This window comes from Natrinema sp. 1APR25-10V2, assembly GCF_031626495.1.
Taxonomy (GTDB): Archaea; Halobacteriota; Halobacteria; order Halobacteriales; family Natrialbaceae; genus Natrinema.
Map to the genome: position 1 here is coordinate 451,356 of NZ_JAMQOJ010000006.1, position 12,080 is coordinate 463,435.

The 12,080-nt window shown below is 55.1% G+C and carries 8 protein-coding genes and 3 pseudogenes; 8 read left to right on the top strand and 3 right to left on the bottom strand.

All coding sequences use genetic code 11. The features are described 5' to 3' along the window. Window positions 1-19: 19 nt before the first annotated feature. Together NDO75_RS20525 and NDO75_RS20530 are read right to left on the bottom strand one after the other, a co-directional pair. Complete coding sequence (locus tag NDO75_RS20525; protein WP_310908471.1) at window positions 20-1,684, bottom strand: thiamine pyrophosphate-binding protein; 1,665 nt, start codon at window positions 1,682-1,684, stop codon at window positions 20-22. Window positions 1,685-1,817: 133 nt separating this feature from the next. After that, on the bottom strand, window positions 1,818-2,816 hold the full coding sequence (locus NDO75_RS20530) for a hypothetical protein (RefSeq protein ID WP_310908472.1): 999 nt from the start codon (window positions 2,814-2,816) through the stop codon (window positions 1,818-1,820). 186 nt (window positions 2,817-3,002) lie between these two features. On the opposite strand from NDO75_RS20530, the gene NDO75_RS20535 reads away from it, so the two are divergent. The 7 genes and pseudogenes from NDO75_RS20535 to NDO75_RS20565 all read left to right on the top strand — a co-directional run. After that, complete coding sequence (locus tag NDO75_RS20535) at window positions 3,003-3,827, top strand: aspartate dehydrogenase (RefSeq protein WP_310908473.1); 825 nt, start codon at window positions 3,003-3,005, stop codon at window positions 3,825-3,827. A gap of 93 nt (window positions 3,828-3,920) precedes the next feature. Beyond that, a complete protein-coding gene (locus tag NDO75_RS20540) occupies window positions 3,921-4,805 on the top strand; it encodes a DMT family transporter (protein WP_310908474.1) in 885 nt (294 codons plus the stop codon). Window positions 4,806-4,870: 65 nt separating this feature from the next. After that, window positions 4,871-5,446 (top strand): VOC family protein, encoded by a 576-nt coding sequence (locus NDO75_RS20545; protein ID WP_310908475.1) that lies wholly within the window; start codon window positions 4,871-4,873, stop codon window positions 5,444-5,446. Window positions 5,447-6,555: 1,109 nt separating this feature from the next. Further along, a complete protein-coding gene (gene rdfA / locus NDO75_RS20550) occupies window positions 6,556-7,167 on the top strand; it encodes a rod-determining factor RdfA (RefSeq protein ID WP_310908476.1) in 612 nt (203 codons plus the stop codon). A 116-nt stretch (window positions 7,168-7,283) separates the two neighbouring features. Continuing rightward, the gene (locus NDO75_RS20555; RefSeq protein ID WP_310908477.1) at window positions 7,284-9,218 is read left to right on the top strand and encodes an archaea-specific SMC-related protein; all 1,935 of its coding nucleotides are present in this window, start codon (window positions 7,284-7,286) and stop codon (window positions 9,216-9,218) included. Between the two features lie 581 nt (window positions 9,219-9,799). Beyond that, window positions 9,800-10,027 (top strand): hypothetical protein, encoded by a 228-nt coding sequence (locus tag NDO75_RS20560; RefSeq protein WP_310908478.1) that lies wholly within the window; start codon window positions 9,800-9,802, stop codon window positions 10,025-10,027. Further along, window positions 9,922-10,203, top strand: a pseudogene (locus tag NDO75_RS20565) (DDE-type integrase/transposase/recombinase); the annotation flags it as partial. The gene NDO75_RS20560 and the pseudogene NDO75_RS20565, both read left to right, overlap by 106 nt. A gap of 700 nt (window positions 10,204-10,903) precedes the next feature. Here the strand turns inward: NDO75_RS20565 and NDO75_RS20570 are convergent. Then, window positions 10,904-11,339, bottom strand: a pseudogene (locus tag NDO75_RS20570) (DDE-type integrase/transposase/recombinase). 103 nt (window positions 11,340-11,442) lie between these two features. Here NDO75_RS20570 and NDO75_RS20575 point away from each other — a divergent pair. Beyond that, window positions 11,443-12,080, top strand: a pseudogene (locus NDO75_RS20575) (ornithine cyclodeaminase family protein); the annotation flags it as partial.

Below are 12,080 nucleotides of genomic sequence, written 5' to 3' on the forward strand. Positions count from 1 at the left end.
TTTTCCTCTCCGAACCCGTTTACCAGACGGTCCGAGAGACATACTCGGCAGTCGGATCGATGACGATATCGAGGACGACATGTTCATCGGCGGCGAGAGCCGCTTCGATGGCTGGCTGAACGTCGTCGGGTGTTTCGACACGGACACCTCGAGCCCCGAACGCCTCAGCCATCGTCGCGAAGTCAACCTGTGGGATGTCGGTGGCAACCTCCGCGTGGCCGTCTCTTCGCTGATAGTTCCAGATCATCCCGTATTTGGCATCGTTCATGACGATCGTAACGGCGTCGGTGTCGGTGGCGACCGCGGTGACCACCTCCATACTGCACATAAGCATTCCGCCGTCTCCAATGAGGTTGACGACCTGGCGGTCCTGATCAACTAGTTTCGCAGCGTTCCCTGCCGGCACAGGGAACCCCATCGAGTCGTACAGCCGGGAGTGCTGGAATGTATTCGGAACGCGGTATTCGAAGGCGTCGTTCGGCCAGGCGCCGCCAGCCGCACCGGCATCGCCGGTGAGGATAACGTCGTCGTCGGTCGCTGCTCGGAGCGCATCCATAATAACGAGCGGGTGGATCGGCGTCTGGTCAGCCACGTCGGACAGGTAGTCGCCGATCTCCTCGTTGACCCGCTGAGCCTCGGCCTGAACCGATTCGCGATAGTCGGCGTCAGTCTCGCCGGCGTCAGTGGCGAGAGCGTCGGCCACGGCGGGCAGGCTCGTCGTCAGATCGCCGCCGACGACGGCCCGGGCGTCGGTTCGTGGGAACTCCGACTGACCACTGTGCATGTACACGAGGTCAACATCGTCGCTCGTGCGATCACCGAGGACCGCTGCTTCGTGAGAGCTAGGGCGGACGCCGAGGGACAGGACGGCGTCGGCCTTGGCGAGCGTCTCAACGGCTGCGGGATGGTCGGCCATTCCGACGGTCCCGGTGAACAATTCGTGATCGTTGGGGAATGCGTCCGGATAGTGTCGTGGACAGACCACCGGGCAGTTGAGCGCCTCCGCGATCGCGATCGCGTCGTCGGCTGCGAACGCTCTGAGGACACCTTTTCCGACGTAAAGAGCGCGCCGATCTGCCTGACTGATCGTGTCAAGTGCGTCCGTGGCTGCGTTGGGTGACGGGGGCGTGTCGGAGACGTGGCTCCACTGGAATGCATCCTCGGGAATATCGACCGGCTCCATCAGGATTTCCTCATCGATTCCGACAAAAACTGGACCGGGACGCCCGCTCGTCGCTACATCAAAGGCCCGGTTGAGCGCTTTGGGGACGCGCTCTGGTTCGTGAACCTGCGTGCTCCACTTGGTCGCGGGCTCGAATGCCTTCTCAGCGAAGTGCTGGTCATCGACGCCGTGAAGCGACTCGGTGGGAGCATCCTCGGGGAGTACAGCACTTACGAGAATCATCGGCGATGCGGCCGTGTACGCCTGCGCAACGCCGGTGAGCGCGTTCGTCGCTCCGGGGCCGGCAACAGTGAGTGCGATCCCAGGTTCGCCGGTGAGTCGACCGCGAGTATCGGCCATCACCGCCGCATTATATTCGTGCCTAGCCGTTATCACATCGGCTCCTCGACTATCGAGACCGTCGGCGATGTCGACTGTTTGGTTGCCAAGCAATACGTACGCTTCGGTGACCCCGTTCTCAGTCAAAACGCGAGCTACTGCTTCTCCACCAGGTTCGTCCATACAGGCCACTCGGACCGGACCAAATTAAAATTTCCCATAAATGAAATGACTATCGCCAGTGTCAACCCATGAATGCAGCCGTCACTGCCAGCTGCCCGCGTCTATGGCACGTCGGTTACAGTCTGGAGCGGATTCAGTCAACGACGACTTCGCCCTGTTCGACGACTGGTTCACCATCGAGGTAGACGCTACAGTTTTTCTGGGCGATGTCGTAGTGACACGGCGCATAGCGGTCTTCGTGGGTGTTCGGCCCGGTACTCCAGAGCATGTTGCCTTCCCAGACGCGGCCTTCGCTCGCGCTCACGCCCGTTTCGTCGGGCTTGCGGTCGTGGAGCGCCATGTTGTAGAACGTGCCGTTCGGGTTGAGGCCCCAACCGAAGTGGCTCGTCGCCCAGACGTCCGGGTCGTCGTAACTCTCGAGGTGGCCGCGCATCAACTCGGCGTCGCCGCCCTCGCCGTTGATTTCGACGATGTAGTTGTCCTCGACGACGCATTCGATCGCGGAGCTGACGTAGTCGGCGAAGGGAACGACGTTGTAGTCGCTCGGCGCGATAACGATGGTCCCTTCGACGTTCGACGGATAGTTCGAGACCATGTTCTGGCCCCAGACGTCCCACTTGCCGGGTTCGTCGGCGAACCCGTACGAGTCAAAGGCCGTGTCGGGCTCGACTTCCATGGTCACGTCGGTGCCGTACTCGGAGGTGATGCGCATCTCGTCGGCGTCGGCCAGCAGGTCACGGTGACGCTGGACGCGGTTTTTGACACGCTGGGCTTCCTCGGGCTCCCAGGGCATCAGCCGCCGGAGATAGTGGGGTTCGCGTGCGCCGACACGGAGGATGCGGGTGTCGGCGTCGCGGATCTCGCCGCGCTCGGGGACGTGGATGAACCCCTCGAGGGTGAAGTCGAACACCATATCCGCGTGTTTGCAGGCTTCGACCGGGCCATCGGGGAGGCGGAGCGTCCCGCCCTGTCCTTCGGAAATCTCCGGACCGACGGAGTTGCGCCCGTACTCGGGGACTTGCACCTCGAACACGTCCGCGTCCAGATCCTCGGCTGCGGCGAAACAGGCACCGATGAACTCCCGCGGACTCTTCGCGTCAGTCACGAGGGCGATGGTTTCATCGGCCGTCACTTGGCAATGCTCCATCTGGCGCCGGAATAACGGCACTAGTAGGCCAGCTTCTTCCATAATGCAGTCGCCTGTTTTCTCTCATACACAATATATGTTTCGAGTGGGTATCGAAGACAGTGCTCGTCGACTGCGGCATTATCCAATTCGAGCGTCAGTATTTTACCACTGCTCGCTTGACTGCCCAATATGGTTCGATCAGTCAGTATTGTCGGTTGTGGAACGATTGCAAACGAAATCGCGAGGGCGATCGCCGACGGGACGGTCGCCGTCGACCTCTCTGCTGTATACGATCACCACACAGACCGCGTTGCTGCCGTTCGCGATCAGTTTGATTCCGAAAACCGGCCGCGGTATGCAGATTCGCCCAGCGAGTTATTCGAGGCGGACGTTGTCATCGAGGCAGCGGGACAACAGGCAGTCGAGGAAATCGCTGTGGATGCGCTCGGCGAGGGCTGTGACTGTATGCTTATGAGCGTCGGTGCGCTCGCCGATGAGGATTTGCGCTCGGAGGTCATTAGCGCGGCCGAGAGCAGTGATGGGAAGCTCTTGCTTCCATCAGGTGCTATCGCCGGACTTGACGCGATCAAAGCCGCAGCGCTCGCTGGAGAGGTGGAAACAGTAGGGTTGCAGACCACGAAACCACCAGCAGGCCTCGAAGGAGCACCGTATATCGAGGCGAACGGCATTGATCTCGATTCGGTTGAGGAACGGTCCGTCATCTTTGAGGGGCCGGCTAGCCAGGCCGCGACGGCTTTTCCGTCGAACATCAACGTCGCAATGGCACTTAGTCTCGCAGGCATCGGTCCCGAGGAAACGGCTGTCGAAATTATAGCCGATCCAGACGTGGAAAGTAACGTTCACCGGATCGTCGCCGAAGGAGGAGTAGGACAGATAGAGACGACCGTTAAGAACGTTCCCTCGCCGACGAACCCGAAGACCAGCTATCTCGCGGCCATGTCGGCCATCAAGAAGCTTCAAGGTTTTAATACGGATGTGGACGTCGGCACATAAGTAATTGCGCACCCGCTTACCGCCTCGGGCAAAATAGAAGGACAGCCGTATAGAATCCCGTTTTAAGCATACGATAGAACAAGTGACGTGCAAATGATTGATATTCCAATTCAGATACTTCTCGCACTCGGAACGGCGTTTGCATTCGCGACATCGTCAGTACTCACTCGGTTCGGCGTTGAGCGCTCAGCGCCGATCGCAGCATTATTCGTGACCGTCACAGTCAATGCTATCGTTCTCTGGACGGTCAGCATCATGCTGTACGACGTGACGATCAATTTGTGGGCTTGGCGCTACTTCCTCCTTGCCGGCGTATTCGCGCCTGTCATCGGTCGGCTTTGTAACTACATTGGACTCAAACGGGTGGGCGTGAACCTGACACTTCCAATTAGCAACTCGAATCCGCTTGTATCGATCATGCTCGCTATGCTGTTGCTCAACGAGACGCTCTCACCACGGGGGCAAGTGGGGGCTCTCGCCGTAATCACGGGAGGGATTCTGTTGGCGTCGGCGAACCGAAACGACAACGGCGCGGTCGCCATCCGGTACAGTGATCTCCTGTTTCCGGTCGCCGGTGCGGTTATCTACGGGAGCGTTCAACTCCTGCGGAAGGCCGGGATGGGTCTCGTCCCGTCACCCGCGGTCGGCGCGGCCGTGAACCTCACGGCATCGTGGTTCGTCATCGCCGCCTTCCTCACAGTCGTTCCTAGCCAGCGTGACCGGCTGTCGATTCCCCGTGAGGATCTTCAGTACTTCGTGTTAGCAGGTATCGCCTCAAGCTTTGGCCTCATTTGTCTGTACGCGGCACTCCTTTCGGGGACGGTGGTCATTGTAACACCGCTTCTCAACACAACGCCGTTATTCGCGCTCGCTCTGACGTACATATTTTTGCGCGACCGCGAGCCGTTCACGCTGCAAGTAATCGCTGGAACAACCCTCATCGTCACCGGTGTCGGACTACTTGTGATGAGCTCATAAATCCGTTTTCGATACGGCTCTTCGCAACCAGAAAACTCAATACAGTTCAGTATCATTTATAGAATATGGTCGTAGATAACATGGGTTTAGACCACGTTGCGATCAAAGTACGCGATATCGAACGAACGGTCGAATTCTACACAGACGTGCTGAACATGGCCGTCTCAGACCGTATCGGCGATGCGGTGGCATTCCTACGGACGCCAGCGGTCGCCGAGCAGTCGGATCATCACGAGATGAACATCACTCAGTACTCTGACGAGGAACTTGAACTACTTGAGGAGCGAGGCGAACTCGAACTGGATCTCCACCAATTCGAGGAGGACCTCCCTGAGGACGGCCCGCCGATGCTGCCGACAACGGGGCCGATCTACCACATCGCGTTCGAAGTACCGGACTACGAGGCAATCACCGATGCGGCCGAGGCATTAGAAGAGCGAAATCATCCCATCTATCGAGGACCGGGGCGTCACGGACCTGGGAATAATATTTTCCTCTACTTCCCCGATCCAGACGGCTATCCAATTGAGCTGACCGCGAAGATGGAGGAAACGCCGGAGGTCGGCGGACGTCCACCGAAGCGGTGGCCGCAGACCCCCGAAACGTGGAACGTCTGGCGGAAGGCAGACAACCTCGAATAACACGGTCGGCATACGAACGTTCCAGATACGGCGCTGACCAAGAAATCCATTTCTTCGACGGAGAAGACATGCCTCAGAGCAATCTGCCCGCTCGTTTCTGACTAGTTAGCCTGAGGTTTAGATCCATTCATACATTTCCGCTGATGTTAATCTCATCTCGTACACCTACCAAAAGTCCTCTCAGAACCAGTTACCGCACACGCGACCCGGCAGAACACAAAGCCCAAGCGCAGGTTCGCTCCCGCCATTCGTGATCATGGGTCGATACGGTTTCATAGTGCAGTCCGAAAGTCGGTTGCTTTCTTTCTGACGTGCAACCGATTGTCTTGATGACCTTGCGCCTGTTGCCGTGTATATGATCCAGCGATCATGTGGTTACTCGTTCATACCCCAGATATTGCGTTTGATATTCCCGAACAGAAAGATACCGACATCTAATCAGTCCAGAAAGCGAGCTAAAGTGGTAGTAGTACTAATGAAAACCGCGAACCATCTTTGAGACAGTCAGTAGCGCTACTTACCCGTCACAGAAACAGCGTATTATTACGCTATATTTAATATAATTAGGATTTTATTTTGTCCAGATTGAGAGGATAATGTTTGTTGATAGCAAACATCACTACATAGGCCTCACAACGATGAGCAGGAGACTTCCCGTGAGATGGTCTTTGCAACTGAAACTCGATCAATTGCTGGAAACAGACCGCAAGTGAACATCCATTACGACTTCAAGTATATAAGGGGGAGATTGCGAGATGTTTGCTAACAACAAACACCATTCTTTGTCCTCCCAAAATAAGCAGAAGTAGCTTAAAAATATAAGCAAAATTATAGATCGCACGAGATTAGCATCAGCATCGTGCTTCGACAGGATAACAATAGTACTACTGTTATTCCAAACACCCTGGACAAAGGATAAGTTTATTACCTGTTCAGAGTTCTCACTATTAATTCCGTGCAATCAGGTACCTACTTCGTATCGAGAAATGAACTTTTACTTGCGAGTTGGTATTGTTTCTAGATAATAGATAGTGAATAGATGGGGGAACAATTGTAGAAACCGGCCATCAATAGAAAGCCTGATGTCCTCTGAACAGAGAGCAATTTATATGGGCACCAAAGAGCATAACGGAGATCCTCAAACGAAAGTAGGACGACTCATCGAAGAGTATAATTTTGATGGATTTGGCGGCGAACTTGAACGGATGTGGACGGCATCCGGTGACGAACGGAAGAGTCTACGTGACTTAGCGGATATATTTAATAAACGTATCCTACAGTCCACGATCGACGAGTCAGGGGTCACACGCCTCGATACCGATGTCGACAATATCTATCTTCAACTCAAAGGAGAAAAGGGGACATCGGCCGATCAAACACGGATCCGACGCCGACTCGAACGTGAGGGAATTGACGTTGAGGCGCTTCAGTCTGACTTTGTCACCTACGCGGCAATTCGGTCATACCTAAAAGAAGAAAGAAACGCTGAGTATAATCCGAGTCAGAACCCGGTCACACGGGACAAGAACAGCATTCAACAACTTCGCAGTCGAACGAGACTAGTAACCGAGACAAAGCTGAATGGTCTGGTAGAAAATGATCAAATTGAGCTAGGTTCTCACGAAGTTACGGTCGATATCAACGTCTTCTGTGAGGACTGTGGCCGGCAGTTTGATGTAATTGATCTTCTCGATCAAAAGAAATGTGAGTGCAAGAGCTAGAAAATCGATACAAAAGACCAAATCACTATCATCGTTACTTAGTGAGTGTAGTGAATACTACCAAAATTGGATACTAACCAAAGGATTTATTGCAATCAGAGATGTAAGAGTAAGTAATGAGCGTTGGACAATCGAAACAAGAAGTCAATCTGAGCGTAGAAAATATCGGGGGTATTGATGAGACATCAGTGACGTTTTCCCCCGGCGTAACGCTCCTCGTCGGACGGAACGCGACGAATCGGACGTCCCTTCTTCAGGCCGTAATGGCTGCCCTAGGGAGCAATGACGTTTCGGTCAAGGGGGACGTGAACGAAGCGACCGTCGAAATGAACATCGGAGAGGAGACATATCGTCGAACCCTCAAGCGCACAAACGCCCGGATCACTACCAGTGGAGAGCCGTACCTTGAAGATTCAACGCTCGCAGACCTCTTCGCATTCTTGCTGGAATCGAACGAGGCCCGTCGAGCCGTCGCGAACAGCGACGACCTCCGGGAGATTATCATGCGACCAGTCGACACTGACGAGATTCAGGCCGAGATCGAACGGCTTGTCCAGCGGCGTCACGAGGTTGATAAGCAACTCGACGAGATCGAATCGCTGAAGAAACAACTACCGTCGCTCGAAGAAGAGCGGACGAGTCTCCGAGGTCGTATAGAAGACGTTCAAACTGAACTCGCGGAAAAAGAGGACGAACTTGATTCGCGCGACGCAGATCCCGAACAAACGCGTGAAGAGAAAGCGGAACTCGAAGAGAAACTCTCGACCCTTCGAGACAAACGGTCGACGCTGGAGAACATTCGGTACGACTTAGAAACGGAACGTGATAGTCTCGATTCACTTCAATCCGAAAAGCAGGAACTCGAGTCGGAACTGGCCGATCTTCCGGAGACCCCGGTCGGCGAGATCGATGAGTTAGAATCGCGCATCGAGCGCCTTCGAGAGCAGAAACAACAGCTCCAATCCGAAATAAGCGAATGTCGGAGCGTCATTCAGTTCAACGAGGACATGATAGCGGAAGCGGACACGGAGTTGTCCACTGCTCTTGGGTCGGATGGACCGGTGACGGACCAGTTACTCCCCGAGGAGACAACAACGTGTTGGACGTGTGGCAATGAAGTCGAAGTCGAGCAGATCGAGGCGACAGTTGACCAGCTCCGAGAGTATTCCCAGGAGAAGAGCCAGGAGTCGAACGAAATTCAGGACAAACTTGACGATCTAAAAGAGGACCGCCGCGAACTCCAGCAACAGCAGCGTCGTCGGGAAGATGCCCAACAGCGACTCACAGAAATCGAGCGCGAAATCGAAGCGACGGAGGACGAGATCGAACAGCTGACCGAGCAGAAGGAACAGATCCGGAGCGAGATCAGCGAGGTCGAGAGTGAGGTCGAAGAATTGGAGAACGATTCCTACGAAGAGATCTTGGATCTCCATAAAGAAGCGAATCAACTGGAGTACGATCTCGGGAAACTCGAGGGGAACTTGGAGCAGACCGAAAGTGAAATCCAAGATATCGAGGAACAGATCGATGAAGAAGACGACCTCAAAGAGAAGCGAGAAGCACTCACTGACGAAATCTCCGAGCTGCGAACAAAGATCGATCGAATCGAACAGCAGGCCGTCGACGAATTCAACGAGCATATGGACACTGTGCTGAACCTGCTCGGATACGATAACCTGGATCGGATCTGGATCGAGCGGGTCGAACGGGAAGTTCGCGAAGGGCGTCGGAAGGTGACCAAGAGTGTGTTCGATCTGCACGTGATCCGCCAAACGGAAAGCAACACGACTTACGAGGATACGATCGATCATCTCAGTGAGAGCGAACGAGAAGTGACCGGGTTGATCTTCGCGCTCGCCGGTTATCTAGCACACGAAGTGTACGAGACCGTCCCGTTCATGATCTTAGACTCCTTGGAAGCGATCGACTCCGAACGGATTGCGAATCTAGTCGACTACCTGTCTGACTATAGTGATCATCTCGTGGTCGCGCTGTTACCGGAAGACGCCGCGAGCCTCGACAACGACTACCAGCGGATCTCGCAGATCTAATCCAATCGCGGACTCCGTTTTATAATCGATTCTAGTCAGTTCCCCTCCGTGACAGTATAAACAATGGTGCTGTTGTGACTTCTAGATAGCAGAGAAGCAAAAGCCGCCACAGGACCCAGTTCCAGATTGCTTGATGAGGGCGTTTGACGCCGATCAAGCGATGAATCGCTTGTGTCTCTCGAAGCGAGTCGAGACTGTCGCGCTCGGTGTCGACGTCGTATCGAACGTCCTCGAGTCTTGACCGCTTCTACCGGAGGGTCGAGAGCGCCGACTCCAACTCGGCCTTCTCCTCGCGGGTCTGTTCGAGGTCCGCGTCACGCGCGTCCAGTTCGGCTTCCGTTTCTGCCAGCTCCGACTCGACCTCCTCAATGCGGTCCCGTAGGGTCGCCCGCTTCTCCTCGAGCGGAGGGAGCCGCTTTTTCTTCGACTGGATCTCCTCGAGTTCCGGGTCGACGCTCCGCGACTTCGATCGGTGACGCGACCGCCGCAGACCGTGTCGTCGAGATGACCGCCCTGATGACGCCCGGGCGACGTACTTTCACCCTCACGAGCTGACAGGCGCAACTGTGTTACCTGCCGACATGATCGAGGCATCGCCGTTCGCCGAGTACCTCGGAATCGAGGTCGTCCGGGCGGAAGTTGGCTATGGGGAAGCCGTGCTCGAACTCGAGGATGAGCACGCCGGACCACCGAACGGGCACACTTTGGGCGGCGAGGCACCGATCCAACTGCTGCGTTTCCGTATGGACTCACCAAGAAACACGATCTCTCCGATGCTGAGTTTCTCGTCGATGACGCTGGCTACCTGATCGCCCTCGCTCGATTCGGATTGAACGGTCACCTCGACTCTGTCGATCGAAACCACATCGAAAAGTGGGTTCACACTCTCAAAATCCGGATCGACCGCTATGGCGGCAATCGCGCAAGCGTCAGAGAATGGCTTGAACAGTTTGTTCACTACTATAACATACAGGGACCGCACTAATCACTCAACGAACAACCGCCTGCGGAGGTGCTAAACTAGACAGTGCCACTGATTTCGGTCTTTCTCGTGGTTCCGCAGTCGCCGCTCAGAGCCGATATTATAAATTCTGCGATCTAGTCACTCCTCTAACTGGCTACATTTCATATAGCTGTTTTAGAACTGTATCAGAAGTCAGACACCAGGGGCCTCGGTTCTCCTATTGACGGCTTCGATATATTCATAAACAAAACTGTATACCCTTCTATATAATATCGTATGTTTCTAAAAAGTCTAGCTTCCGTGTTTTTTGCAACGAAATCGGACCTCATTCAGCGGAGGCTATCTGGAGATGTCGTGCGCTGTAGCCGGGACCGAAAACCCCTAAATTACGTTTCTCGAGCCACTCATGTACGAACTACCCCGTAGGGTCGGTCATAGCTGTTGAGTAGTGCCTTGTAGAGATGATACTGTTCCCGTTTAGATCAATTGCGGTATGCGGCCAGTAGCGATGTTATTGATCTGAATTTCCGATTCGTCACCGAGAAAATAAAATCTAAAATACATTATTTCGCTAAAACTTGTGGCCCCGATCGTGGACTGTCTATTAACTCCGTTCGACGTCCGAACCTATCGAACTATCTAGTAGTGTTTGTAACCGATAATCTAGCGAAGTGGACGCTGACTAGCTTAGCACCTCCGCTGGTATCTATCCGTTGAGTGATTAGTGCGGTCGTTGTGTGTCATATAGTACATGAACTGTTCAAGCCATTCTCTGACGCTTGCGCGATTGCCGCCCACGAATTATGGAAGCGGTCAACACGCATCTCGAAGGTGTGAAACCATTTTTCGATGTGGTTTCGATCGATATAGTCAAGCAGACAGTTCCGTCCGAATCGAGCGAGGGCAGTCAGGTAGCCATAGCCATCAACGAGAAACATCGTCTCAGAGAAATCGTGTTTTCTCGGTCAATCGATACGAATTGCTCACATATATCGAAGCGAACATCCGATTGTATGGAGGCGGACGGCGAACACCCTGACGGGCGTCGCCGTCCGCTCACGCTCTCGAGTTTCATCAAAACCTGCCGTGTAGCGCCCGCTGAGGAGGCTTGCGAACTGCTTGGTTAATCCTACTCTCCGACCTGTTCGCTTCTTAATCCGCGCTAACTAGATGTTATCGCCATAGTATATGAAAATTAAACTTAGCATTCTAAGCAGTGCTATCACTGTCTTTTATGTGACGCACGTGACACGGCCATATATGACAGATGAGTTATTTATAACCAGCGACGAAACTAACGGACTCGCGACACCGGCCGAATACGTCGACGCCGTCCACGACGGCTACCGCCAGCGCGGCGACGGCGCACCGGCGCTGCCGCGACAGACTATCCACCGCGAGAGTCCCGACGGGGAACTCACGCACTACTCGGCCATTCTCCCCGAGACGGGTGCGATGGGCGGTTACATGTACACGTTAGGTTTTGCCGGGCCCGACGCTTGGTTCGTGACGCCGGTGTTCGACGCCGAGAGCGGCGCACCCCTCGCGCTCATCGACGGAGCGAGCATGAACCCGTTCAAGACCGGCGCGGCCGGTGCCGTCGCCGTCGACGCGCTCGCGCGAGACGACGCGAGTACGGTTAGACTCATCGGCAGCGGCGCGCAGGCCCGCGGACAGCTCCACGCCACCGCGACCGTCCGCGATCTCGAGTCGGTCCGGGTCTTCTCGCCGACCCCCGAGAACCGGGCGGCGTTCGCCGCGGAATTCGACGATCACCTCGAGGCGGCAGTCGAGTCGGTCGACTCGAGTGCGGCCGCTGTCTCGGGCGCGGACGTCGTAATCACGGCGACGACGGCCGCCGATCCGGTGTTCGATGGCGACGACCTCCAGCCCGGGAC